Origin of the sequence: Streptomyces sp. NPDC021356, from assembly GCF_040641015.1 — a bacterium.
GTDB lineage: Bacteria > Actinomycetota > Actinomycetes > Streptomycetales > Streptomycetaceae > Streptomyces.
Genome location: NZ_JBFACU010000014.1, coordinates 1 through 23,800, shown reverse-complemented (window position 1 = coordinate 23,800; position 23,800 = coordinate 1). Strand labels below are relative to the sequence as shown.

General features: G+C 73.1%; 21 protein-coding genes and 1 pseudogene. 10 read left to right on the top strand and 12 right to left on the bottom strand.

The genetic code is table 11. The features are described from left to right. Nucleotides 1-46 precede the first annotated feature (46 nt). The 5 genes from cseC to AB0G56_RS20130 form a co-directional block, all read right to left on the bottom strand. Nucleotides 47-1,396 (bottom strand): two-component system sensor histidine kinase CseC, encoded by a 1,350-nt coding sequence (gene cseC / locus AB0G56_RS20150; RefSeq protein ID WP_360970944.1) that lies wholly within the window; start codon nt 1,394-1,396, stop codon nt 47-49. A gap of 10 nt (nt 1,397-1,406) precedes the next feature. After that, complete coding sequence (gene cseB, locus AB0G56_RS20145; protein WP_360970942.1) at nt 1,407-2,105, bottom strand: two-component system response regulator CseB; 699 nt, start codon at nt 2,103-2,105, stop codon at nt 1,407-1,409. A gap of 208 nt (nt 2,106-2,313) precedes the next feature. Beyond that, nucleotides 2,314-3,006, bottom strand: coding sequence for a hypothetical protein (locus AB0G56_RS20140; RefSeq protein WP_360970940.1), 693 nt, complete (start codon nt 3,004-3,006; stop codon nt 2,314-2,316). Then, nucleotides 2,994-3,533 (bottom strand): SigE family RNA polymerase sigma factor, encoded by a 540-nt coding sequence (locus AB0G56_RS20135; RefSeq protein WP_360970938.1) that lies wholly within the window; start codon nt 3,531-3,533, stop codon nt 2,994-2,996. Before AB0G56_RS20135 ends, AB0G56_RS20140 begins: the two co-directional genes overlap by 13 nt. A gap of 354 nt (nt 3,534-3,887) precedes the next feature. Beyond that, nucleotides 3,888-5,039 (bottom strand): A/G-specific adenine glycosylase, encoded by a 1,152-nt coding sequence (locus AB0G56_RS20130; protein ID WP_360970936.1) that lies wholly within the window; start codon nt 5,037-5,039, stop codon nt 3,888-3,890. A gap of 202 nt (nt 5,040-5,241) precedes the next feature. On the opposite strand from AB0G56_RS20130, the gene AB0G56_RS20125 reads away from it, so the two are divergent. Both AB0G56_RS20125 and AB0G56_RS20120 read left to right on the top strand, forming a co-directional pair. Next, nucleotides 5,242-6,066 (top strand): hypothetical protein, encoded by an 825-nt coding sequence (locus tag AB0G56_RS20125; protein WP_360970934.1) that lies wholly within the window; start codon nt 5,242-5,244, stop codon nt 6,064-6,066. 72 nt (nt 6,067-6,138) lie between these two features. Beyond that, nucleotides 6,139-6,830 (top strand): annotated as a pseudogene (locus AB0G56_RS20120) (IS630 family transposase); the annotation flags it as partial. A 72-nt stretch (nt 6,831-6,902) separates the two neighbouring features. Here the strand turns inward: AB0G56_RS20120 and AB0G56_RS20115 are convergent. From AB0G56_RS20115 to radA, 3 genes are all read right to left on the bottom strand, one after another. Next, complete coding sequence (locus tag AB0G56_RS20115; RefSeq protein ID WP_360970932.1) at nt 6,903-7,280, bottom strand: nuclear transport factor 2 family protein; 378 nt, start codon at nt 7,278-7,280, stop codon at nt 6,903-6,905. Nucleotides 7,281-7,361: 81 nt separating this feature from the next. Continuing rightward, complete coding sequence (gene disA, locus AB0G56_RS20110) at nt 7,362-8,486, bottom strand: DNA integrity scanning diadenylate cyclase DisA (RefSeq protein WP_026252689.1); 1,125 nt, start codon at nt 8,484-8,486, stop codon at nt 7,362-7,364. 82 nt (nt 8,487-8,568) lie between these two features. Continuing rightward, nucleotides 8,569-9,978, bottom strand: coding sequence for a DNA repair protein RadA (radA, locus tag AB0G56_RS20105; protein ID WP_360970931.1), 1,410 nt, complete (start codon nt 9,976-9,978; stop codon nt 8,569-8,571). 209 nt (nt 9,979-10,187) lie between these two features. On the opposite strand from radA, the gene AB0G56_RS20100 reads away from it, so the two are divergent. After that, entirely contained in the window at nt 10,188-11,912 is a 1,725-nt protein-coding gene (locus AB0G56_RS20100) for a hypothetical protein (RefSeq protein ID WP_360970929.1), read from the top strand. 115 nt (nt 11,913-12,027) lie between these two features. Here the strand turns inward: AB0G56_RS20100 and AB0G56_RS20095 are convergent, their stop codons facing one another. Further along, nucleotides 12,028-12,849, bottom strand: a complete 822-nt coding sequence (locus AB0G56_RS20095) for a hypothetical protein (RefSeq protein ID WP_360970927.1) — start codon at nt 12,847-12,849, stop codon at nt 12,028-12,030. Between the two features lie 85 nt (nt 12,850-12,934). On the opposite strand from AB0G56_RS20095, the gene AB0G56_RS20090 reads away from it, so the two are divergent. From AB0G56_RS20090 to ilvD, 3 genes are all read left to right on the top strand, one after another. Further along, on the top strand, nt 12,935-13,867 hold the full coding sequence (locus AB0G56_RS20090) for a Ppx/GppA phosphatase family protein (RefSeq protein WP_360970925.1): 933 nt from the start codon (nt 12,935-12,937) through the stop codon (nt 13,865-13,867). Between the two features lie 229 nt (nt 13,868-14,096). Then, nucleotides 14,097-14,921 carry a sugar phosphate isomerase/epimerase gene (locus AB0G56_RS20085; protein ID WP_360970923.1) on the top strand — a complete coding sequence of 275 codons (825 nt, stop codon included), beginning with the start codon at nt 14,097-14,099 and terminating at the stop codon, nt 14,919-14,921. Between the two features lie 229 nt (nt 14,922-15,150). Beyond that, entirely contained in the window at nt 15,151-17,004 is a 1,854-nt protein-coding gene (gene ilvD, locus AB0G56_RS20080; protein ID WP_360970921.1) for a dihydroxy-acid dehydratase, read from the top strand. Nucleotides 17,005-17,064: 60 nt separating this feature from the next. Here ilvD and AB0G56_RS20075 read toward each other — a convergent pair whose 3' ends face one another. Continuing rightward, nucleotides 17,065-19,230, bottom strand: coding sequence for a serine/threonine-protein kinase (locus tag AB0G56_RS20075; protein WP_360970920.1), 2,166 nt, complete (start codon nt 19,228-19,230; stop codon nt 17,065-17,067). A 183-nt stretch (nt 19,231-19,413) separates the two neighbouring features. Here AB0G56_RS20075 and AB0G56_RS20070 point away from each other — a divergent pair, with 183 nt between their 5' ends. From AB0G56_RS20070 to proC, 4 genes are all read left to right on the top strand, one after another. Continuing rightward, entirely contained in the window at nt 19,414-19,734 is a 321-nt protein-coding gene (locus AB0G56_RS20070) for an SH3 domain-containing protein (RefSeq protein ID WP_360970918.1), read from the top strand. Nucleotides 19,735-19,778: 44 nt separating this feature from the next. Continuing rightward, nucleotides 19,779-20,288, top strand: coding sequence for an EamA/RhaT family transporter (locus AB0G56_RS20065; protein WP_360970916.1), 510 nt, complete (start codon nt 19,779-19,781; stop codon nt 20,286-20,288). An 88-nt stretch (nt 20,289-20,376) separates the two neighbouring features. Then, nucleotides 20,377-21,168 carry a class I SAM-dependent methyltransferase gene (locus tag AB0G56_RS20060; RefSeq protein WP_360970914.1) on the top strand — a complete coding sequence of 264 codons (792 nt, stop codon included), beginning with the start codon at nt 20,377-20,379 and terminating at the stop codon, nt 21,166-21,168. An 88-nt stretch (nt 21,169-21,256) separates the two neighbouring features. Beyond that, nucleotides 21,257-22,066, top strand: coding sequence for a pyrroline-5-carboxylate reductase (gene proC / locus AB0G56_RS20055; RefSeq protein ID WP_360970912.1), 810 nt, complete (start codon nt 21,257-21,259; stop codon nt 22,064-22,066). A 33-nt stretch (nt 22,067-22,099) separates the two neighbouring features. Here proC and trpS read toward each other — a convergent pair whose 3' ends face one another. Together trpS and AB0G56_RS20045 are read right to left on the bottom strand one after the other, a co-directional pair. Then, nucleotides 22,100-23,095, bottom strand: a complete 996-nt coding sequence (gene trpS, locus AB0G56_RS20050) for a tryptophan--tRNA ligase (protein WP_360970910.1) — start codon at nt 23,093-23,095, stop codon at nt 22,100-22,102. Nucleotides 23,096-23,097: 2 nt separating this feature from the next. Next, complete coding sequence (locus tag AB0G56_RS20045) at nt 23,098-23,247, bottom strand: hypothetical protein (RefSeq protein WP_360970908.1); 150 nt, start codon at nt 23,245-23,247, stop codon at nt 23,098-23,100. Nucleotides 23,248-23,800 lie beyond the last annotated feature (553 nt).

The window sequence follows — 23,800 nt, the reverse complement described above, 5'->3', positions numbered from 1 at the left end:
CGGGGGCCTCCGTCGTGCCTCCGCCGCGCCGAGGGAGGGCGGTCCCTCAGGCCGGCAGGGTCGGGTAGCTGCCCGTGCTGGTCGGCGCGTGCTCCGGGAGCCACAGGACGGCGACCGCGCCCTCGGCCGGGACGTGCTCGGGAGCGCCCGCGGGCCGGACGTTGCGGAACGTCAGCCGGGCGCCCAGGACGCGGGCCTGCCCGGCGGCGATGGTCAGGCCGAGGCCGTGGCCGCGCCCGGCCCGGTCCGCGCTGCCGGTGCGGAAGCGGCTCGGGCCCTCGGCGAGCAGCGCCTCGGGGAAGCCGGGGCCGTGGTCCCGCACCCGGATGACCCGGCCCTCGACGGTCACCTGGATCGGCGGCCTGCCGTGCCGGGCCGCGTTGGTGATCAGGTTGAACAGCACCCGCTCCAGCCGCCGCGGGTCGGTGGTGACCATCGACTCGTGCACGACCCGTACCTCGACGTCCGGGTCCTTGGCCGCCACCCGCCGGGCGACGAACTCGCCGAGCAGGATGTCCTGGAGTTCGGCCCGCTCGGAGGCGCCGTCGAGCCGGGCCACCTCCAGGACGTCCTCCACCAGGGTGCGCATGGCCTTCGCGCGGTCCAGGACCAGTTCCGTGGGGCGCCCCGGCGGCAGCAGTTCGGCCGCCGTCAGCAGCCCGGTCACCGGAGTGCGCAGCTCGTGCGCGATGTCCGCGGTGACCCGCCGCTCGGCCTCCAGCCGCTGCTGCAGCGTGTCCGCCATCGCGTCCACCGCGCGCGCGAGGTCGTCGGTCTCGTCGCGCACGACACCGCCGATGGCGTCGCGGACCCGCACGTCCGGCTCGCCGTTGGCGACCCGGTTCGCGGCCGCGGAGGCCTTGCGCAGCCGGCGCGAGAGCTGGCCGCCGATGAGCACGCCCAGCGCGCTGCCCCCGAGGACGACCGCGATGGAGCCGATGACCAGGGCCTGGTCGAGGTCCCTGAGGATGTTCGCGCTGCGGTCGGTGAAGTGGGTGTGCACAGAAAGTACGTGGCCGCCCTTGATCGGCATGGCCGCCCAGATGTCGGGCACCCCGCCCCGGTGGTCGGTCACGTACGTCGCCCGTCGGCCCTCGCGGATGCTCTGCTGCAGCTCGGGGGGCAGCAGCGGATCGTCGATCTTGATGATCGACGAGGTCGGCCGGTGACCGGGCCGCTCGTACAGCGGCTGGGCGTACACGAGCCGCGAGTCGGCGAGGTCGCGGGCGTTGTCCAGCATGGACACCCGCGCGGCGTTGTGCACGACCAGGCTCAGCGCGATCGCGATCAGCGAGCCCACCAGGGCGATGGCCGCGCTGAGCTTCCACCGCAGGCCCGTACGGATGTCCGCGTGCTCCAGGCGCCCCGGGAGCAGGCGTCGCGTGGTCCCCCGCATGTGTGCCCGCTCAGGCCTTCAGCTTGTAGCCGAAGCCGCGGACCGTCTCGATGCGGTCCTGGCCGATCTTGGCGCGCAGCCGCTGTACGTGGACGTCGACGACGCGGGTGTCGCCGCCCCAGCCGTAGTCCCAGACCCGCTCCAGGAGCTTGTCCCGGGACAGGACCGTGCCCGGCGCCGAGGAGAACTCCAGGAGCAGCCGCATCTCGGTCGGCGTGAGGCCCACCGGCCGCCCCGCCCGGCGCACCTCCATGCCCTCGGTGTCGACCTCCAGGTCGCCGAAGGTCAGTACGCCGTCCACGCCGGCCGCGCCCTCCTCGCCCCGGTCGCCGCCGGCGTGCCCGAAGCGGCGCAGCACCGCGCGGATCCGGGCGACGAGGACGGCGCCGTCGAACGGCTTGGTCACGTAGTCGTCGGCGCCCGCCTCCAGGCCGAGGACGACGTCGATGGAGTCCGCGCGCGCCGACAGCATGATCACCGGAACGGTCGACTCGTCGCGGATGCGGCGGCACAGGCTGACGCCGTCGAGGCCGGGGACCATGACGTCCAGCAGTGCGATGTCCGGCCGTCGCGCCCGGAACGCCTCCAGGCCGGACAGCCCGTCGGGCATCGCCGTGACCGCGAAGCCGTCCCGCTCCAGCGCGAGCTGGGTGGCCTCGCGGATGACGTCGTCGTCCTCGACGAACAGGACGTGGGTCTGGTCTGCCATCCCGGTGCTCTCAGTCCTCGTGTGCTTCAGGTGGTGCGCCCCCTGGGGGGACGCGCCTGATCGGTGGTGCGTTCCTCGGCGCCGCGCACCGCCGGTGGTGGGCGCGCCGGTGCCGTGCCCGCCTGTCGCCTACCCGGCCGGTGCCGCGTTCACCAGGGGATCGGACGGGCGGGCCCGATCGGTTCACGCCGCCGGATCCCCCCGGTGGTCAGTCGGGCGGTTCCGGTACCGGCTCGGGCTCGTCCGCGGCCTTGGACGCCGCGGCGCCCCCTCCGACGGCCTTGCTGTACTCGTTGCGCGTACTGAACGCCTTGGTGAAGCGGCTGCCCGACCAGCGGTAGGTGATGACGTCCTCGCCGGACGGGTTCGAGACCGGATCGCCCCGCTCGTACACCTGCTTGGTCACCACGAGGTCACCGCGGTCGATCTCGGCGTACACCGGGGGCTCCTCGGCCGCGAACACGTTCTCGTAGTGGTCGCCGCCCTGCTCCCGGTACACATAGGCGCCGAGGCCCACGGCGTCACCGCAGGTCAGCACGTTGATGACGATGTCGTCCGCGGAACTGCCGGTCAGCTTGCCGTACGACACGTCCACAGGGTACTCGTCGGCGACGCACGGCTTGAGTCCGCGCTTGACCGAGGGGGAGACCTTCGGGTCGTCCTTGACCAGCCGGACCGCGTCCACCGGGCGGGGGGTGTCGCTGGGGCTGGGGGTGGGCGCGGCCGGGGTCCCCGCCACCGAGCTGGCGTCGGCGGGCCCCTCGTCGCGAGCGCCGGTGCCGCCCGTACCGCAGGCGGACACCAAAAGGGCGAGGGCGGCGAGCACGGCCACCGCCGTGCTCACCGCCTGGAAGGTCCCTCGAGCCCCACTGGGCTCAGGGCCGGCGCTCAGGCCGCGCAACGCTCCCGCTCCTCACGCTCCAGCGCGCGTGCGTCCAGATCGCGGGCCTCCAGCTCCTCGCGGAGCCGGGCGAGCGCCCGGTGCAGCGTGCTCTTGACCGTTCCCGCGGACATGCCGAGTGCCGCGGCGGTCTCCTCCGTGGACATCTGCTCCCAGTGTCGCAGCACGACGACACTGCGTTGCTTCGGAGCGAGAACTTTCATGATGTCCATGAGCAGCGCACGGTCGGCGTGCTGTTCGGTGGAGTCGTCGACCGAGGCGTCCGGGAGCTGCTCGGTCGGGACCTCCTCCAGCTTCCGGGCCCGCCACCACTCGGTACGCGTGTTGATCATGACGCGGCGCAGGTAGGCGTCCGCGAGCCGCTTGTCGGCGATGCCGTCCCAGCGGCCGTACGTCCGTACGAGCGCGGTCTGCAGGAGGTCCTGGGCGTCGACCGGGTCCGGCACCAGCCGGCGTGCACTGCGCAGCAGCGCGTCCTGCCGGGTACGCACGTACTCCTCGAACTCGAGCACCTCGCTCTGCGCCATGATCAACCGCCTCCGCTCCCCGTTTTCCGGCCTGTCTTCCGCCGGACCCCGAGCCTGTGTGCGAGCGACTGTGGTCGGCAGCCGCCCGGTGCCTGTCGGGCACGGAAATGAAGGTACGGAGGGGTTGTCACGGCGTTGTCCGAAGCAGCCTGCGGCTAGCGCTCGGCTGTGCGTCGGTTGTGTAACGGACGGCGGAACGGGGTAAAGAGGTGCTCCGATCAGTCCCGTTCTAGGGGGATTTGCGCCTCAGGGTGGCGTGTGGGTCTGTGACACAGAGGCCCGCGACGCCCCCTGAGGCTGTGATGCGGCTGTGAAGTGACGGGGTGTCGGCGACGGGGTGTCGGCGACGGGGTGTCAGGTCAGCGGCAGCCGGTACAGGCCGCTCGGCAGCGGCTCCACCAGACCGTCCGCGACGAGCCCGTCCAGGGCCCGGGCCCGCTGGACCGGCTCGTGCCACACCCGGTCGAGCACCGCCTGCGGCACCGGCGTGTGCGCTTCCCGCAGCACGGCGAGCAGCTTGCCCCGCACCTGCCGGTCCGTACCGGCGTACGTCTGGCCGCGGCGCGGCGGTCCCTCGTGCTCCGGCTTGCCCGCCAGCCGCCAGGCGCAGTGCGCGGCGATCGGACAGCGCGGGCACGACTCGTTCTTCGCCGTGCACACCAGTGCGCCCAGTTCCATGGAGGCGGCGGCCCAGCGGGCGGCGGTCCGCTCGTCCTCGGGCAGCAGGGCGCGCGCCAGCCGGCGTTCGGCCGCGGTGGTCGCGTTCGGCGGGTACTGCACTCCGGTGACCGCGCGGGCCAGGACCCGGCGGACGTTGGTGTCCAGCACGGCGTGCCGCTGCCCGTACGCGAAGGAGGCGACCGCCGCCGCCGTGTACTCGCCGATGCCGGGCAGGGCCAGCAACTGCGCGTGCTCGGTGGGTACGTCGCCGCCGTGCCGTTCCGTTATGGCGACCGCGGCGCCGTGCAGGCGCAGGGCGCGGCGCGGGTAACCGAGCCGGCCCCAGGCGCGGACCGCCTCGCCGGGCGCCTCCTTGGCGAGGTCGGCGGGGCGCGGCCAGCGCTCCAGCCACTGCTCGTAGACGGGGAGCACGCGGTTCACCGGCGTCTGCTGCAGCATGAACTCGCTGACCATCACGCCCCAGGCACCGGCGTCGGCGCGTCGCCAGGGCAGGTCGCGGGCGTTGCCGTCGAACCAGGTGATGACCTGGGTGTGCAGGGTCTCGCCGAGCCGGGGGGAGTCTGCGGACTCGGCGGCGCGCTCGGTGGGGGGTTCGTCGGCGGACTCGTCGGCGGACTCGGGGAGGTGCTCTGCGGCGGACTCGTCGGTCGGGTGCGCGGTGGTGCCGGGGGTGGTGAGCGTGCCGGTGGCCGGGTGCGCGGCGGTGGTGTCGGGGGCCGCCGTGGCGGTGGCCGTGCCGGTCTCGGTCTCGGTCCGGGCGGTGGTCTCGGGGGCGGGGGCCGGGGCTGTGGGGCTGCTGTGTGGGGGCAGTGTGGGCGCAGTCATGACGTTTCCGATCCTGCCACGTGGCGGCGGACGGGCGTGTGACCCGGCGCGGGCCGTTTCGTCACCGACCGTCGCTCCGTCGTCACCGGCCCGGCAAGGCAGGTCGGCGGCAGGGGCGTTGCCGGAATGATGATCCGGAAAAGTTGTGGGCGGCGCGGCGGGTGGGGCGGGCGAAGGCCACGATCTCTCGTACAGTTTGGGCGTGGGATCTCTGCGCAATCCGGTCGGGCCGCTTCCCTCCTCCATCTACTGGCGACGGAGGGTCGTACTGCTGTCCTTGGTGGCCGTGTTGGCCCTGCTGGGCATCTGGATCGCCACCTCGGGCGGCGGCGGGGGCCACAAGGACACCGGGGGCGCCGCGGGCGGCAAGAATCCCACCCCGTCCACCATCGGCCCCGGCCCCTCCGAATCCGGTCCCGCGATCAGCCAACATCCCGGCGGACGCGACGAGTCCGGCGGCGGTGACTCGGCCGGGTCCGGGTCCTCGGCGGGCGGCAGCGGCGGCTCCGGAGGTTCGGGCGCGGGCGGCTCCGGCGCTTCGTCCGGGGGGTCCGCCGGTGGTGCGGGCGACGACGCCAAGGGCGGCGGCACGGGCGCGGCGCTGCCGGCCGGGAGCACGCTTCCCGACTGCACGCCCACGGCGGTGAGGCTGAGCCTGCGCAGCGTGCGCAACACCTACGCCCCCGGCGAGACGCCCACCTTCGAGCTGGTCGCGAAGAATTCCTCCGGCACCGACTGCAAGGTGGACCTGGGGCCGAAGAGCGCGGTGGTGACGGTCAGCCAGGCCGACAGCAGCGGCTCCTACTGGTCGTCCGCCGACTGCCCGAAGACGGCCGGGAGCCTGCTCTACCGGGTGCCGGCCGGCAGCGGCATCACCTCCACCGTGCGCTGGGACCGCAAGCCGAGCGCCCCCCGGTGCGCGACCCCGCCCGCGGGCTCCGCCGGGCTGGGCAAGACGTACCTGGTGGAGGCGAAGGTGCCGGGGTACGGGAAGCTGCAGACGTCGTTCGTGCTGTCGGCGGACTGAGCCGTACCGGCGCCGGTACGGGCGGGCACCGCCCTCAGCGCCGGCGGGCCGCTACGGCCACGGCCTGGGATCCCTCGCTGGGCGGGAGGCCGTCCCCGCCTACTCAGCCCTGACGAGGAAGACTTCGTCATCCAGACGGCCACCACCCGCCCCACAAGCTCGGCCACCCTGCACCCGCTGGTCGATCCGCAAACTCGCCGCCTACCTGCGGAAAGCACACGGCCGCATCGGCCGTGAAGCCTCACGGTGCCTGCTCCGGCGCCGCGGCATCACCTTCCAGCGCACCAAGACCTGGAAGGAGTCGCCCGCCCTGATCGCGACGCCAAGCCCGACCGGATTGAGCAGGAGCCCGCTGTGGACCGCTTCCCGGACCGGGTCTTCGCCTTCGACGAGTTCGGGCCCCTGGGGATTCCGGCCCACTGCGGGCCCCTGCTGGGCGAAACAGGGCAAGCCGAACCGGCTGCCGGCGACCTACCGCCGCACTCACGGCGTCCCCTACTTCCACGGCTGCTGCTCCGGGGGCGACGACCGCCGGTGGGGCGTCAACCGACGTCACAAGGGCCCGCTGCGGCAGTTCACCCTGGCCGATTCCCACCACCGCAGCCACCCCGCGCAAACCCAGGCACTGCACCGCTACCTGCGCTGGTGCAATACCAACGCCCTGCCACCCCGACGTACTCACCGCCCACCGCAAGGAACGCGCCCGCGTCCGCAGCGAGAAGGGCCTCTGCTGGGGCGGACGCCCCCTCGACACCGCGGCCTGACCAACCGCGAACCGCAGCCCCCGAGCGCCGAAGGGGGCAAGTTCAGGGGAAGGACAGCGGCAGAAGGATGACTCAGGAGGCGGACGGTTCGATGTCCCCCGCAAAGACGATGACCTGGTCGATGAGGCTCCGCCGCAGATGGACGACGTCCGTTCCCGCCAGGCGGGGGCCTCCATCCGGCGTGGTGAAGACCCACTGGTACCGGGCCCATTCGTCAGGCATGTCCACCGCTGAGCAGCGCACCATCGTGCCGGCACCCGCCGGGTGACGCCGGATGTCCAGCACGAACCGCTCGACCGCCGCGATTCCTTCGCTGCGACCCAACGGCCCCCAGAAGACCACGTCTGAGGTCAGGGCCTGAGAGAGCAGGGCAGTCACATAGCTGTCGTCCGAGGCGTTGAACGCGGAGATGAACGTGTCGATCGCGGAGCGTGCAATCTCTTCCTGCATGCCCCAGTAATACCAGCCGTTTCGCGTGCGCTCGTCCCGCGAGCCGCCTTCCGATCACGGTGAACCATCCCGGTCACAGCACTAGACGTACCGCTCCAGGATCGACGACTCCGCCAGCCGGGACAGGCCCTCGCGGACGCTGCGGGCACGGGCCTCGCCCACGCCGTCCACCGTCTGGAGGTCGTCGACGCTGGCCGCGAGCAGCTTCTGCAGGCCGCCGAAGTGCTCGACCAGGCGGTCGATGATGGCACCGGGCAGCCGCGGGACCTTGGCCAGCAGGCGGAAGCCGCGCGGGGAGACCGCCGAGTCGAGGGTCTCGGGCGAGCCGGTGTAGCCCAGCGCGCGGGCCACGGTGGACATCTCCAGCAACTCCGCGTGCGAGAGCTTGTCCAGCTCGGCCAGGGCCTCCTCGACCGTGCGGGAACGCTTGGCCGTGGGCTCGGGGACGTAGTCCCGGACGACCAGTTCGCGCTCGGGCTCCACGCCCGCGATCAACTCGTCCAGCTGGAGCGCGAGGAGACGGCCGTCGGTGCCGAGCTCCACCACGTACTCGGCGATCTCGGTGGCGATGCGGCGCACCATCTCCAGGCGCTGGGCGACCGCCGAGACGTCCCGGACCGTCACCAGGTCCTCGATCTCCAGCGCCGACAGCGTGCCCGCGACCTCGTCCAGGCGCAGCTTGTAGCGCTCCAGGGTCGCCAGGGCCTGGTTGGCGCGGGAGAGGATCGCCGCGGAGTCCTCCAGGACCCGGCGCTGCCCGTCGACGTAGAGGGCGATCAGCCGCATCGACTGGGAGACGGAGACCACCGGGAAGCCGACCTGCTTGCTGACCCGGTCCGCCGTTCGGTGCCGGGTGCCGGTCTCCTCCGTCGGGATCGTCGGGTCCGGCACCAGCTGCACGCCCGCCCGCAGGATCTTCGACAGGTCCGAGGACAGCACGATGCCGCCGTCCAGCTTGCACAGCTCCCGCAGCCGCGTCGCCGTGAACTCGACGTCCAGGACGAAGCCGCCCGTGCACATCGTCTCCACGGTCTTGTCGGAGCCCAGCACGATCAGCCCGCCGGTGTTGCCGCGGAGCACCCGCTCCAGTCCGTCCCGCAGGGCCGTGCCGGGTGCCACGGCGCTCAGTGAGGCGCGCATCAGGCCATCGGCGCCGGAGCTCCCACCGGACTTTCCGGGAGCTGCTGCCCGGTCGTTGGCTGCCACTGCACTCCTCCGGTCGCAGGTTCTTCTGGCGCTCCCGTTTCGCACACTGGGTTCGTACGGACGGGCGGGACCAGGGCAAAGTCTACCGGCGGTCCTCCTGCTCCCGCGGGGCCTCTCGGCGACGCGAGCGCGGCAGGACCCGCAGCGCGTCCCCCATGTCGGCCACTTCCAGGACCTTCATCCCGGCCGGGACCTTGCCCGGGTCGCCCGGCACCAGGGCGTGCGTGAACCCCAGGCGGTGCGCCTCCGAGAGCCGGCGCTGCACGCCCGTGACCCGTCTGACCTCGCCCGCCAGGCCCACCTCGCCGATCGCCACGAGGTTCTTCGGCAACGGGGTGTCGCTCGCCGCCGAGGCCAGCGCGAGCGCGATCGCGAGGTCGGCGGCGGGCTCGGACAGCTTCACCCCGCCGACCGTCGCCGAGTAGATGTCCCGCTTGCCCAGCGCGCTGATCCGGCCGCGCTGCTCCAGCACGGCCAGCATCATCGACACCCGGGAGGTCTCCAGGCCCGACGTCGTACGCCGTGGCGAGGGGATCTGGGAGTCCACCGTGAGCGCCTGCACCTCGGCGACCAGCGGGCGGCGGCCCTCCAGGGTCACGGTCAGGCAGGTGCCGGGCACCGGCTCGGCGCGGCGGGTCAGGAACAGGCCGCTGGGGTCGGCCAGGCCCGTGATGCCCTCGTCGTGCAGCTCGAAGCAACCCACCTCGTCGGTGGCGCCGTAGCGGTTCTTGACGCCGCGGACCAGGCGCAGGCGCGCGTGCCGGTCGCCCTCGAAGTGGAGCACCACGTCCACCAGGTGCTCCAGCAGGCGCGGGCCCGCGATCGCGCCGTCCTTGGTGACATGGCCCACCAGCAGAGTGGACATACCGCGCTCCTTGGAGGCGCGGATCAGCGCCCCGGCCACCTCGCGCACCTGCGCCATGCCGCCGGGCGCGCCGTCGATCTCGGGGGAGGCCACCGTCTGCACCGAGTCGAGGATCAGCAGCGAGGGCTTCACCGCGTCCAAGTGCCCGAGGACGGCGGCCAGATCGGTCTCGGCGGCGAGGTAGAGGTGGTCGTCCAGGGCGCCGATGCGGTCGGCGCGCAGCCGGACCTGGCTCGCGGACTCCTCACCCGTGACGTACAGCGTGCGGTGCTCGTCGCTCGCCGCCTTGGCGGCCACGTCCAGCAGCAGCGTGGACTTGCCGACGCCGGGCTCACCGGCGAGCAGGACGACGGCGCCGGGGACCAGCCCGCCGCCCAGCACGCGGTCCAGCTCGGGCACACCGGTCGAGCGGGCGGTCGCCTGGCGCCCGTCGACCTGGCCGATGGGCAGGGCGGAGCTGGTGACGCGGCCCGGAGCCGTCGTGCGGACCGCGGGCGTGCCGTACTCCTCGACCGTGCCCCAGGCCTGGCACTCGGGGCAGCGGCCGAGCCACTTGGCCGTCTGCCAGCCGCATTCGGTGCAGCGGTAGGACGGGCGGTCCTTGGTGGTCTTCGTACGGGCAGCCATGCACGAAACCGTAACCGGCGGCACTGACAACGCCGGAAGCGCGGCGGCCGGCCCGCCCCTCAGGGACTCGAACGGCATCGAACGAGCGTGCCCGAAGGAGGGGAGCACCCCCTCCCGTCCCCGTATGAGGGATCGTTTCACCCGTATGGATTAAAAGTGCGCAACGGGGAAGAACGGACGAACCTCCGCCGCCTACGGTCGCACAGGTGATGAGCAGCAGCCCGGAGACCTCGACCCGTACGGACCGTACGACGCGTGCGACCGGTGAGTACCGGGCGCACCGCGAGGCGCGCGACCGTGCTGCCGCACGCACCCTGGCGCAGCACCCGCCCGGCGCCTACGAGCCCTACCTCGACGGCCTGTTCACCTACTGCCTGGCCGTGCTGTGCGACCACGACGCGGCGACCACCGCCCTCGGCGACGCGCTCGCGTTCGCCGAGCGGCGTGCGCCGCGCGTGCCGCAGAGCGCGGGTGAGCGCAGGGCCTGGCTGTACGCGCTGGCCCGCTGGGCCTGTCTGCGGGAGCTGGCCGAGGCCAAGCAGAAACGTCAGGCCACGCACGCCGGGGGCCGCCACGGCGGTTCCCGGCGGCGCGCGGAGCCCGCCACCGTCCCGTCCGTCCCCGAGGACGTCCAGGAGCGCCGCCGCCGCGAACTCGCCCTGCTGGCCTGGCCGGAGGCCGCCGGCACCACCCCGGAGCAGCGCGAGGCGCTCGAACTCGCCGTCCGCCACCACCTCGCCGGCCACGAGGTCGCCGCCGTGCTCGGCATGAGCCTCGCCGCCGCCCGGGAACTGCTCGCCGCCGCCGCCTGCGAGGTGGAGCGCACCCGCGCCGCGCTCGCCGTCGCCGAGGCGGGCGGCTGCCCGGGTGTGGCCGCCCTCACCGGTGACGGCGGGTTCGTGCTCGGCACGGCGCTGCGCCGCGAACTCGTCCGGCACGTCGACGACTGCCCGCGCTGCCGCCGCACCGCCGAGCGCGCGCACCCGGCCCGCTGGCCCGGCGCCTGTGTGACCCCCGCGGAACTGCCCGTCCTGCCGGCGCCCCGCACGGCGGTGGCCCTGGCCATGGCGCACCCCTCGCGCGCGCGGGGCACCGTCCCGCGCCTGGACCGGCGGGGATTCCCGATGGACCCCAAGGACCGCGCGGCCCGCAGGGACCGTCTACGCGCGCGTGCCGTCACGACGACGGTCGTCGCCACCGTGGTCGCCGCTCCCGTACTGGCCCTGTGGGCCGCCTACCGGAGCACACCGACCGGCGAGGGGCAGGGCGGTCCCTCCGCCACCGCGCGTGAGGGACACGACTCCGGAGCGCTGGTCGGCGAGGAGAGCGGCGGCTACGAGAACACCGGCGACACGGGCACCGGCCCCGGTGCCCGTACCGACCAGGGCGCCGCACCGGACGTCTCGGTGGAGGTCCTCGGCGCCGCGGGGGCCGGCCGCGCGGGCGGCCGGCTGACGGTGACCGCCACCGGCACCGGCGACACCACCCTCGTCACGCTCACGGCGTCCGGTGCCGAGCCGGTCCACTGGTCCGCGTCCACGGGAGCGCCCTGGCTCTACCTCAGCCGCTCCGCGGGCACCCTGGAGCCGGGCGAGTCGGTGACGATCAAGGTGTACGTCGACCAGCTCCGCGAGCCGTCCGGTCCCTGGAGCGCACGGGTGGCGATCGCGCCGGCCGGAGCGGTGGTCTCCATCGACGGCCAGGGCCGGGCGCCCAGCCCGTCCGTCCCCCGTCCCACGCGCCCGGCGGACCCGACACCGACCGGCGACCCGCGCTCGCCCACCCCGACCCCCACGCAGCCGTCCGGCACACCCCCGACCGAGCCGCCGTCCACCGGCCCGACCCCGACGCCCACCGGGACGTCCCCGTCCGACCCGGGCGGCTCACCGCCGCCCTCCGGCGGCAGCGGAACCCCGAGCCCCACCGGGAGCTGAGGGCCGGCCACGAGGGGGGGTGGGCTGAGGTCGGAGCGCTGCCGCCCCCCCGGGGACCCGGTGGGTGGGCTGAGGTCGGAGCGCTGCCGCCCCCCGGGGGCCCGGTCGCTCCCCCTCAGGCCCGGTCGGCCGGACCCGCCGGGCTCGCCGGATCCGCCGGGTGCGCGGCGAGCAGCGGCAGCCCGGAGGCGAGACGCTCCTCGCACAGCTCGACCAGCCGGTCGTAGCCCTCCTTGCCCATCAGCTCGGTCAGCTCGGCCCGGTAGGAGACGTACACCGGGTCGCCCGCGCCGTGCGCCGACGTGGCCGAGGTGCACCACCAGTGCAGGTCGTGACCCCCCGGACCCCAGCCCCGGCGGTCGTACTCCCCGATCGACACCTGGAGCACGCGGGTGTCGTCGGGGCGGTCGATCCACTCGAAGGTTCGCCGGATCGGCAGCTGCCAGCACACGTCCGGCTTGGTCTCCAGCGGCTCACGGCCCTCCCGGAGCGCCAGGATGTGCAGCGAGCAGCCCATGCCGCCGGAGAACCCGGGCCGGTTCTGGAAGATGCAGGAGCCCTGGAAAGGACGGGTCTGCCGCGATCCCTCCTCGTCCTCGGACACCCAGCCGTTCTCCATGCCCTCGGCGTGGTTCTGCCAGATGTCCGGGGTGAGCCTGGCCACGTGAGCGGCGACCCGCTGCTCGTCCTCCTCGTCGGAGAAGTGCGCGCCCAGCGTGCAGCACCCGTCGTCCGCGCGGCCCGCCTGGATGCCCTGGCAGCCGCTGCCGAAGATGCAGGTCCAGCGGGAGGTCAGCCACGTCAGATCGCAGCGGAAGACCTGCTCGTCGTCCGCAGGGTCCGGGAACTCCACCCACGCGCGCGCGAAGTCCAGCCGCTTCTCGTCCGGCTCCGAGGCCGCCGATGCACCGGTCTTCGCCTTCTTCGTCTTTGACACGCGTCCAGGGTAAGTCGCCCCACCGTGTGCCGGGCGGGCGCCGGACCCGTGCCGCCCCGGCCCAGGGGGCAGTAGCGTTCCGTACATGAGACTCGGTGTCCTCGACGTGGGTTCGAACACGGTGCATCTGCTGGTGGTCGACGCGCACCCCGGTGCCCGCCCGCTGCCCGCGCACTCGCACAAGGTGGAGCTGCGCCTCGCCCAGCTCCTCGACGAGGACGGCGCGATCGGCTCCGAGGGGGTCGACCGGCTGATCACGGTGGTCCAGGACGCGATCCAGGCCGCCGAGGACAAGGGCGTGGAGGACCTGCTGCCGTTCGCGACCTCCGCCGTGCGCGAGGCGGGCAACGCCGACGACGTCCTCGCGCGCGTGCAGGCCGGAACCGGCGTCCGCCTCCAGGTGCTCAGCGGGGCGGAGGAGGCCCGCCTCACCTTCCTCGCCGCCCGCCGCTGGTTCGGCTGGTCCGCCGGGAAACTGCTCGTGCTGGACATCGGCGGCGGCTCTCTGGAGGTCGCCTACGGCATCGACGAGGAACCCGATGCCGCCGCGTCCCTGCCGCTGGGCGCGGGACGGCTCACCGCCGGCTGGCTGCCCGGTGACCCGCCCGACCCGGAGGCCGTCAGGGCGCTGCGCCGCCACGTGCGTGCACAGATCGCGCGGACGGTCGGCGAGTTCAGCCGCTTCGGCGCCCCCGATCACGTGGTCGCCACCTCCAAGACGTTCCGGCAGCTCGCCCGCATCGCCGGGGCCGCGCGCTCCGCCGAGGGCCTGTACGTGCAGCGCGAGCTGAAACGCGAGTCGCTGGAGGCGTGGGTGCCGCGTCTCGCGGCGATGACGACCGACGAGCGCGCCGAACTGCCCGGCGTCTCCGACGGCCGTGCGAGCCAGCTCCTGGCCGGGGCGCTGGTCGCCGAGGGCGCGATGGACCTCTTCGGGGTGGAACGCCTGGAGATCTGTCCCTGGGCCCTGCGCGAGGGAGTGATCCTGCGGCGCCTGGACCACATGGGTACGGCCTAGTGCTGTGACCGGCACCAGCGGGGCACGGCCGCAGCGGGGCACGGCCGCGTGAGCCTGCTCACCGGCCCTTCCTCGGACACCGGGCAGCGCCGCCGTCGCGGGCGCAGGTCACCGGCGCTTCGGCGCAGGTCGCGGGGCGCGCGCCGGGAACACGGGCGCGGGGCCCCGAACCGGTCGCGGTGAGCCGGCTCACGCCGGGATCGCCGGCGCACCCCGTAACCTGTCATCCGTGGTGGAACCCGTCGTGCGCATCCCGAATGCGAAGGTCGCCCTGTCGACGGCCTCCGTGTATCCGGAGTCCACGGCGACGGCCTTCGAGATCGCCGCGCGCCTCGGTTACGACGGCGTCGAGGTCATGGTGTGGACCGACCCGGTCAGCCAGGACATCGACGCGCTGCGCAGGCTCAGCGACCACCACGGGATACCGATCCTGGCCGTGCACGCCCCGTGTCTGCTGATCACGCAGCGGGTGTGGTCCACCGACCCCTGGGTCAAGCTCCAGCGTGCCCGGGCGGCGGCGGAGAAGCTCGGCGCGAGCACGGTCGTCGTGCACCCGCCGTTCCGCTGGCAGCGCCAGTACGCCCGCGACTTCGTCAGTGGAATCTGGCGGATGGCGGACGAGACCGATGTGCGCTTCGCCGTGGAGAACATGTACCCCTGGCGCTACCGCGACCGCGAGATGCTCGCCTACGCCCCCGACTGGGACGTCACCAAGGACGACTACCGGCACTTCACGATCGATCTCAGCCACGCGGCGACGGCCCGTACCGACGCGCTCGGGATGGTGGACCGCATGGGCGACCGCCTCGGCCACGTCCACCTCGCCGACGGCAAGGGCTCGGCGAAGGACGAGCACCTGGTGCCCGGACGCGGCGGACAGCCCTGCGCCGAGCTGCTGGAACGGCTGGCGGGCTCCGGTTTCGACGGTCATGTCGTCATCGAGGTCAACACCCGCCGCGCCATGTCCGGCGCCGAGCGCGAGGCGGACCTCGCCGAGGCACTCGCCTTCGCCCGGCTCCACCTGGCGTCGACGGCGGGGGTGTCCCGACGCTGACCCGGCGGCGCCGCACGCCCGACCCGCCGCCCCTCCGTCGCGCCGCGCACCCGCGCTCCTCACGCCTCACCCGCCTGCCCCACGCCCCCCAAGCACGCACGCACCCAAGCCCCCGCGTACGCCCCCGCACCCCGAGACATCCGTCCCGTATCGCGGACACCGCGTCCCGCACCCTGGATGACCGGCGTACGCTCGACTCAGTCAGAACTCTCCGAAGGAGCGAGCGACGATGCCCGAGCTGAGGTCCCGCACAGTCACCCACGGCCGCAACATGGCGGGCGCCCGCGCCCTTATGCGTGCCTCCGGTGTACCCGGCGCGGACATCGGCCGGAAGCCGATCATCGCGATCGCCAACAGCTTCACCGAGTTCGTGCCCGGCCACACCCACCTGTCGCCGGTCGGCCGGATCGTCAGCGAGGCGGTCCGCGAGGCGGGCGGCATCCCGCGCGAGTTCAACACCATCGCCGTCGACGACGGCATCGCGATGGGCCACGGCGGCATGCTCTACTCGCTGCCCTCGCGGGACCTGATCGCCGACAGCGTCGAGTACATGGTCGAGGCGCACTGCGCCGACGCCCTGGTCTGCATCTCCAACTGCGACAAGATCACCCCCGGCATGCTGATGGCCGCCCTGCGCCTGAACATCCCGACGGTCTTCGTCTCCGGCGGGCCCATGGAGGCCGGCCGCGCCACGCTGGTCGACGGCACCGTGCGCACGCTCGACCTGATCGACGCGATGTCCGAGGCCGCCAACGACAAGGTCTCCGACGAGGACATGCTCCGCATCGAGGAGAACGCCTGTCCGACCTGCGGCAGCTGCTCCGGCATGTTCACCGCCAACTCGATGAACTGCCTCACCGAGGCCATCGGCCTCTCCCTGCCCGGCAACGGCTCGGTCCTCGCCACCCACACCGCCCGCCGCACCCTCTACGAGAACGCGGCCCGCACGGTCATGGACATCACCCGCCGCCACTACGAGCAGGACGACGACACGGTCCTGCCGCGCAACATCGCCACCTTCGCGGCCTTCGAGAACGCCATGGCCCTGGACATCGCGATGGGCGGCTCGACCAACACGATCCTGCACCTGCTGGCCGCCGCCCAGGAGGCCGGCGTCCCCTTCGGCCTGACCGAGATCGACGCAGTCTCCCGCCGCGTCCCCTGCCTGGCCAAGGTCGCCCCGAACATCGCCAAGGACCGCACGTACTACATGGAGGACGTGCACCGCGCCGGCGGCATCCCCGCCCTCCTCGGCGAACTGCACCGGGCCGGCCTGCTCAACGAGGACGTGCACTCCGTGCACAGCCCCTCCCTGGCGGACTGGCTCAAGACCTGGGACGTCCGCGGCGGCTCCCCGTCCCCCGAGGCCGTCGAGCTGTGGCACGCGGCCCCCGGCTGCGTCCGCTCCGCCGAGGCCTTCTCCCAGTCCGAGCGCTGGGAGGCCCTGGACACCGACGCCGAGGGCGGCTGCATCCGCTCCATCGAGCACGCCTACTCCAAGGACGGCGGCCTCGCGGTCCTCAAGGGCAACCTCGCCGTGGACGGCTGCGTGGTGAAGACCGCCGGTGTCGACGAGTCCATCTGGACCTTCGAGGGCCCGGCCGTCGTCTGCGAGTCGCAGGAGGAGGCCGTCCAGAAGATCCTCACCCAGCAGGTCGAGGAGGGCGACGTCGTCGTCATCCGCTACGAGGGCCCCAAGGGCGGCCCCGGCATGCAGGAGATGCTCTACCCGACCTCGTACCTGAAGGGCCGCGGCCTCGGCAAGAGCTGCGCGCTGATCACGGACGGCCGCTTCTCCGGCGGCACCTCGGGCCTGTCCATCGGCCACGCCTCGCCCGAGGCGGCCTCCGGAGGCACCATCGCCCTCGTCGAGAACGGCGACCGCATCCGCATCGACATCCCGAACCGCTCCATCGAACTCCTGGTGGACGAGGAGGAGCTGTCCCGCCGCGAGCAGGCCCTGAACGGCGCGTACGCCCCCAAGGACCGCGACCGCAAGGTCTCGGCGGCCCTGCGCGCCTACGCCGCGATGGCCACCAGCGCGGACAAGGGCGCCGTCCGCGACGTCTCCAAGCTGGGCTGATCCGCCGATCCGCCGACCTGCACGAGGGGCCGCTCCCACCGGGAGCGGCCCCTTCGCGCGTCACCAGGCGGACGGGTCGCGCGCGTCCACGGCGAAGACGGAGCCGTCGGGGGCACCCGCGTAGACATGACCGGCGGCCGGCACCGGCTGCGGGACCGAGGCGGCGACCCGGTCCGCGCCCGCACCCAGCCGCGCCACCGTCTGACCCACCAGCACACCCCGGCCCGCGTCCACGGCCAGCAGCCGCCCGTCCGCCGACAGGACGTACACGTACCGCGCGTCGGCCACCGGCGCCGAACCGCGGCTCACCGACGTCTCCAGGGACCACAGCTGCCGGCCCGCGGCCATGTCGACGGCCGTCAGCGAACCACCGGCGGACATCAGGTGGACCACCTCACCGCGGACCGTGGCATGCGCCTGCTGGAGCGGCACCCCCAGCGCCACCCGGCGCACGGCACCGGCACCGGGGGAGTAGCGGACCACCGCGCGCGTGTCGCCGTAGACCCCGTCCACGGACTGGAGGAACAGGGACCCGCCGGCCGAGCCGAAGGGCCGCAGCGTCCCCTCCAGCCGCGCCTGCCAGCGCACGGCACCCGTGCGCGGATCGACGGCCGTCACCCGCGTGCCCTTCCCGTCGCCCGAAGGGCTCGTCGCGTACGCCAGCGGATCACCGGCGAACGCCGTGAAGTACGGCTCGCCCAGGCCGGGCACGCGCCGCCGCCACCGCGTCCCGCCCGACCGGCCGTCCACCCCGGTCACCACGCCGTCCGCCCCGGTGAGCAGCAGCATGTCCCCGGCGCACCGCATCGCCTCGTACGCCGATACGTCACGCTGCCAGCGCACCTGCCCCGAACGGGGATCCAGCGCCCGCAGAACGCCGTCCCCGCCGGCCGGCGGCAGCACGAGGCCCCCCGACATCAGCGGGGCACCACTGGCCGGCGCCACCGCCACGGGGCGCCGCCACAGCACCTTGCCGTCCGCCGGATCGAGGGCGAAGACCAGCCGCGGCCCGGCACAGACGAGCCGCCCGGGCGCGGCGGCGCAGTGCGGCGCGCCACCGCCCCCCGGCACCGGCCGTGCCTGCCACCCGCTGAACGCGGCCGAGGCGGTCCGCGCCCCCTCGTCCCGCTGCGGCGTCCCGCCGCCGAACGCCTCCACCGACGCGAGCGTCCCGCCCACGACCAGCCCGCACACCCCCGCCGCCAGCGCCAGCCGCCTGCCCAGCCGCCGCCCCGGACGCCGGCCCGCGCGCCGCACCGGCTGCCCGCCGCGGGACTCCGCGTCCCCGCCGCCGGACTCCGCCTCCCCGGTGCCGGGCTCCGCCGGTGCTGGTGCTGGTGCCGGTGCCTCCGCCGCGCCCGTCCGCTGCGGCGGTATGAACAACTGGGTGTCGTACGAGGCCGCCACCGACCGCAGCTCCCGCATCAACTCGTCCGGGGTCGGCCGGTCCTCCGGCTCCTTCGCCAGACAGCGCAGCACCAGCGGAGCCAGATCCTCCGGTACGCCGCTCAGATCCGGCTCGTCATGCACGACCTGGTACGCCACCACGTACGGGCTGTCCGAGTCGAACGGACCACGCCCCGTCGACGCGTGCACCAGCACCGACCCGAGCGTGAAGATGTCGGCGGCCGGACCGACCTCCCGCGGGCGCCGGAACTGCTCGGGCGCCATGAACGGCGGCGTGCCTATCAACTTGCCGGTCTCGGTCCGCAGCTCGCTGTCCTTCGGCCGCGAGATGCCGAAGTCGATGACCTTCGGCCCGTCCCCGGCGAGCAGGACGTTGCTCGGCTTGAGATCACGGTGGACGACGCCCACCCGATGGATGTCGCGCAGCGCCTCGGCGAGACCGGCCATCAGCCGCCGCAACTGCGCCGGTGCCATCGGACCGTTCCGCTTCACCTCCTCGGCGAGCGTGGGCCCCGGGATGAACAAGGTGGCCATCCACGGCCGCCCGGCCTCCGGGTCGGCGTCGACCACCGGCGCGGTGAAGGCGCCGCTGACCCTGCGGGCCGCCGCCACCTCCTGCCGGAAACGCCCTCTGAACTCCGGATCCCTGGCGAACTCCGCGTGCACGACCTTGACCGCGAGCTTCAGCCCCGACGTACTGCGGGCCAGGTGCACGACCCCCATGCCACCGGAGCCGAGCCGGGACTCCAGCCGATAGTGCCCGGCGTACTCCGGAAGTTCCGCTTCCGCGCCCGCTCCGATGTTGCGCTGTGGCGTCATGGACCACCCCCGTGCTGTTCGTCCCGCGCGCGCGACGCACCGACCCTAGTCGATGACTCGAAGGGAACCGAGGAGGGTTGCTAGCGTTCGCGTGCGAGTCGCGCACACGTGTTCCATCGCGCGCTTCAGGGGAATCAACGCGCCCCCATGAACGTCATGGGGCACAACGGGGGGAGTCCTTCCATGTCCGTCGACCACGTCGAGCAGACGACAGGCGGAGACGACGAGCAGGGCGCCACGGCCCGGGCCGCGGCCCTGCGCTACTACTCGGTCGCCCCGGGCGTCAGCCTCAACGTCCGCAGCGGCCCCGGCACCGGATACCCGATCGTGCGGGCCCTGCCCGCCGGAGCCAAGGTCCCGATCTACTGCCAGTCGCCCGGCACCAAGGTCACCGGCCCCTACGGCACGTCGAGCATCTGGGACAACATCGACAACGGCGAATACGTCTCCGACGCCTACATCTACACCGGCGCCGACGGCTACGTCGCCCCGCGCTGCGCCTGAACCCGCCCCGAGCCCGCGGGCCCCAGGGCGCCATAATCGGTTGCGTGAGCGACGAGAACGGCACCCCGGCCACCCCCGCGGGCTCCACGGCCACCGGCCCCCGCCCCGAGCCCCTGCGCTTCTTCGGCACGACCTGGGTGCACCACGACAACGGCTACGCGCTGCGCCGCGCCGGCGTCGCCGTCGGCTCCCTCCTGGCGGCAGCCGCGGCCTGCTTCGTCCTCCGCTTCGCCTTCGAAGGCATCCAGATCGCGAACTCGGGTGCCTTCGTCACCCTCCTGGTCGTCGTCATGTTCGCCGTGTGCAGCGCCCTCGCCTTCGGCCACACCTGGGGCGGCTTCACCAAGCGCCCCGACCCCGAGCGCCAGTCCTCCCTGCGCGGCCTGCTCGCCATCGGCTTCATCGGCACCCTCCTCGCCTACTTCTTCCGCTCCCTCACCGAGGCACCCGGCGAGAAACTGCACCGCCAGGAGTACGAAGAGGCCCGCGAACAGTTCGCACGCCGCACCACCCGCCGCTCCGGCAACCCCTCCAAGAAGCGCCGCCGCTCCTGACCCACGCCGGGGCCCGCCCCGGCCCGCACGGGACACCAGGTGCGCGAAATCCCGCCCATCCGGCGGCACCCTGCACGAGCATGGGCCCATGACCGCCCCCGCCTCGCCCGCCCAGGGCGCCGCCGACCACGCCGCCCGAGCCCGCTCCTTCGACGCGGCCGCCGCCCAGTACGCCGCCCACCGGCCCTCCTACCCGGCCGCCCTCCTCGACACGATCGAAGACCTCACCGGCCGCCCGCTCACCGGCACGCGCGTCGCGGACATCGGCGCCGGCACGGGCATCTCCACCGCCCTGCTGCACGAACGCGGCGCCCGGGTCCTGGCCGTCGAACCCGGCGACGGCATGGCCGCCCAGTTCCGCGCCGGCCACCCCGGCATCCCCCTCGTACGCGGCGACGGCAACGCGCTCCCCCTCGCCGACGACTCCACCGACCTCCTCACCTACGCCCAGGCCTGGCACTGGACAGACCCGCACAGCTCCGTCCCGGAAGCCCTGCGCGTGCTGCGCCCCGGCGGCGCCCTCGCCCTGTGGTGGAACACGAACGCCCTCGACATCGACTGGATCGCCGAGGCCGCCCGCCGCGCCGGCCGCTTCTTCGGCATCGACATCCCCGCCGAGAAGCAGCGGGCCGCCCGCACCGAACTGGCCGACCCCACAGGCCGCCTCGACTTCACCCGCCGCGAGCTGCGCTGGAGCCGCCGGATCCCCGTCGACGCCCACCTCGCCAACATCGGCAGCCACTCGTTCTTCCTGGTCTGCCCCGAGGACCGCCGCACCGCCTTCTTCACCCAGGAGCGCGACCACCTGCTGGAGGTCTTCCCCGACGGCATCGTCGAGGAGACCTACGACGTCCTCCTCCTCGTCGCCACCAAGCCCTGACCCACTCGGCCCGCCACCGGCCACCCCGGACGTCCCGCCTGCCGGACAACCCGCCGTGCGCCCGACCGCCGGTGCGAGGATGAACCCCATGAGCCAGAAAGTCGCAGTCCTCGGCACCGGCAAGATCGGCGAAGCCCTGCTCAGCGGAGTGATCCGGGCCGGCTGGGCCCCCTCCGACCTCCTGGTCACCGCCCGCCGCCCCGAGCGCGCCGAGGAACTCCGCGCCCGTCACGGAGTCACCCCGGTCACCAACGTGGAGGCCGCGAAGAGCGCCGACACCCTGATCCTCACGGTCAAGCCCCAGGACATGGGCACCCTCCTCGACGAACTCGCCCCGCACGTCCCGGCGGACCGCCTCGTCATCAGCGGCGCGGCGGGCATCCCCACGTCCTTCTTCGAGGAGCGCCTGGCGGCGGGCACCCCGGTCGTCCGCGTCATGACGAACACCCCCGCCCTCGTCGACGAGGCCATGTCCGTGATCTCCCCGGGCACTTACGCCACCGCCGACCACCTCGCCCACGCCGAGGAGATCTTCGGCGCCGTCGGCAAGACGCTCCGCGTCCCCGAGTCCCAGCAGGACGCCTGCACCGCACTCTCCGGCTCGGGCCCCGCCTACTTCTTCTACCTGGTCGAGGCCATGACCGACGCGGGCATCCTGCTCGGCCTGCCCCGCGACAAGGCCCACGAGCTGATCGTCCAGTCCGCCATCGGCGCCGCCGTCATGCTCCGCGACAGCGGCGAGCACCCGGTCAAGCTCCGCGAGAACGTCACCTCGCCGGCCGGCACGACGATCAACGCCATCCGCGAACTCGAGAACCACGGAGTGCGCGCCGCGCTGATCGCCGCGCTGGAGGCCGCCCGCGACCGCAGCCGCGAGCTGGCCTCCGGCAACAACTGACCCCGGCCCCGCTGCTCGCCGGGCCCCGGCCCCTCAGGCGGGCAGCAGCCCGATCGCCCGGTACGCCGCGTCCACCGTCGGCCGCGCCATCTCCCTGGCCTTCTGCGCACCCGCCCGCAACACCCCCTCCAGATACCCGGGGTCCGTGCACAGCTCCCTGTGCCGCTCCTGCACGGGCCTGAGGAGTTCGACCACGGCCTCCGCGGCGTCCTTCTTCAGGGCGCCGTACGACTCGTACGCACCGCTCAAATCCTGCGGGTCCCCGCCTTCGCAGGCGGCCAGGATCTCCAGCAGGTTCGCGACCCCGGGCCGCTCCTGCCGGTCGTAGACGACGTCCCGCCCGCTGTCGGTCACCGCCCGCATGACCTTCTTCCGCGCGACCTCGGGCTCGTCCAGCAGGTAGACGATGCCCGGCCCCGTGTCGTCCGACTTTCCCATCTTCGACGTGGGGTCCTGGAGGTTCATCACCCGTGCCGCCACGTTGGGCGGGGTCGCCTTCGGCACCACGAACGTGTGCCCGTAGCGGTGGTTGAACCGCACGGCCAGGTCCCGGGCCAGCTCCACGTGCTGCGTCTGGTCCTCCCCGACCGGCACCTCGTCGGTGCCGTACGCCAGGATGTCCGCCGCCATCAGCGCCGGATACGTGAGCAGCGACAGCCGCACGCTCCCGCCCCGCCCCTGTTCGCGCACGGATTTCTCCTTGTACTGGATCATCCGCCGCATCTCGCCGTCGGTGGCCACGCACTCCAGGAGGTAGGAGAGCCGGGCGTGCTCGTCCACGTGGCTCTGCACGAAGACGGTGCACTGCTCGGGGTCGAGGCCGGTCGCCAGCAGCAGCGTCGCCGCCTGCCGGCTGAGCCTGCGCACGCGGGCGGGGTCATGGTCCACGGTGAGCGCGTGCAGATCGACGACGCAGAACAGCGCGTCCGCGCGGTGCTGGTCGACCTCAGCCCACTGCCGCATGGCACCCAGGTAGTTCCCGAGCGTCAGGTGTCCGGTCGGCTTGACCCCGCTGAAGACCCTTGTCATCTCTACTCCATCTCCCGGTCGAGGCCGCCGTCCCCGGCCGGCCGGCCCCCGGAGTCCCTGGAGGAGAAACGAGAACGGCCGCCGAGGCGGCGGCCGTTGTGTGCGTACGTGAGCGCGGCCGCCGTCAGGCGGGCCACCACTGCTGGGTACACGTACGCGTAGTCATGACGAACAGCGTACGCCCCGAGGCCTCACCGGGCCATGAGTTGACACGCCCCGGCGGGGTCCGTAAGGTACTTCGAGTTGTCCGACGTGAGAGCCGACTCCGGTCGGTCCCCGGGCAGCCACTCCGCAAGTCCACACCTACTCGACGACAGTCGTTCAGTCTGTCTGTCGTCGTTGCATTGTCGTGCGTATTTACGGAATGAGGAATCCGCGTTCGGAAGGACGCAGCCCCCGATTCGCTCGGGGGCACGGAATCCGCTAAAGTCTCACTCGTCGGAACGGCCCAGCGGCCGGGAAGACAAACCCCGCTGACTGGGGATCAGGTCGAGAAAAGATCTGATAGAGTCGGAATCGCCGGAAAGGGAAACGCGAAGCGAAAGCGGAGCGGGAACCTGGAAAGCACCGAGGAAATCGGATCGGAAAACGGTCTGATAGAGTCGGAAACGCAAGACCGAAGGGAAGCGCCCGGAGGAAAGCCCGAGAGGGTGAGTACGAAGGAAGCGTCCGTTCCTTGAGAACTCAACAGCGTGCCAAAAGTCA

What these genes read in the sequence shown, in the direction of transcription:
- cseC (WP_360970944.1), bottom strand. Translation starts at nt 1,396, where the DNA reads ATGCGGGGGACCACGCGACGCCTGCTCCCGGGGCGCCTGGAGCACGCG.
- cseB (WP_360970942.1), bottom strand. Translation starts at nt 2,105, where the DNA reads ATGGCAGACCAGACCCACGTCCTGTTCGTCGAGGACGACGACGTCATC.
- AB0G56_RS20135 (WP_360970938.1), bottom strand. Translation starts at nt 3,533, where the DNA reads ATGGCGCAGAGCGAGGTGCTCGAGTTCGAGGAGTACGTGCGTACCCGG.
- AB0G56_RS20130 (WP_360970936.1), bottom strand. Translation starts at nt 5,039, where the DNA reads ATGACTGCGCCCACACTGCCCCCACACAGCAGCCCCACAGCCCCGGCC.
- AB0G56_RS20115 (WP_360970932.1), bottom strand. Translation starts at nt 7,280, where the DNA reads ATGCAGGAAGAGATTGCACGCTCCGCGATCGACACGTTCATCTCCGCG.
- radA (WP_360970931.1), bottom strand. Translation starts at nt 9,978, where the DNA reads ATGGCTGCCCGTACGAAGACCACCAAGGACCGCCCGTCCTACCGCTGC.
- AB0G56_RS20100 (WP_360970929.1), top strand. Translation starts at nt 10,188, where the DNA reads ATGAGCAGCAGCCCGGAGACCTCGACCCGTACGGACCGTACGACGCGT.
- AB0G56_RS20090 (WP_360970925.1), top strand. Translation starts at nt 12,935, where the DNA reads ATGAGACTCGGTGTCCTCGACGTGGGTTCGAACACGGTGCATCTGCTG.
- ilvD (WP_360970921.1), top strand. Translation starts at nt 15,151, where the DNA reads ATGCCCGAGCTGAGGTCCCGCACAGTCACCCACGGCCGCAACATGGCG.
- AB0G56_RS20075 (WP_360970920.1), bottom strand. Translation starts at nt 19,230, where the DNA reads ATGACGCCACAGCGCAACATCGGAGCGGGCGCGGAAGCGGAACTTCCG.
- AB0G56_RS20070 (WP_360970918.1), top strand. Translation starts at nt 19,414, where the DNA reads ATGTCCGTCGACCACGTCGAGCAGACGACAGGCGGAGACGACGAGCAG.
- AB0G56_RS20060 (WP_360970914.1), top strand. Translation starts at nt 20,377, where the DNA reads ATGACCGCCCCCGCCTCGCCCGCCCAGGGCGCCGCCGACCACGCCGCC.
- proC (WP_360970912.1), top strand. Translation starts at nt 21,257, where the DNA reads ATGAGCCAGAAAGTCGCAGTCCTCGGCACCGGCAAGATCGGCGAAGCC.
- trpS (WP_360970910.1), bottom strand. Translation starts at nt 23,095, where the DNA reads ATGACAAGGGTCTTCAGCGGGGTCAAGCCGACCGGACACCTGACGCTC.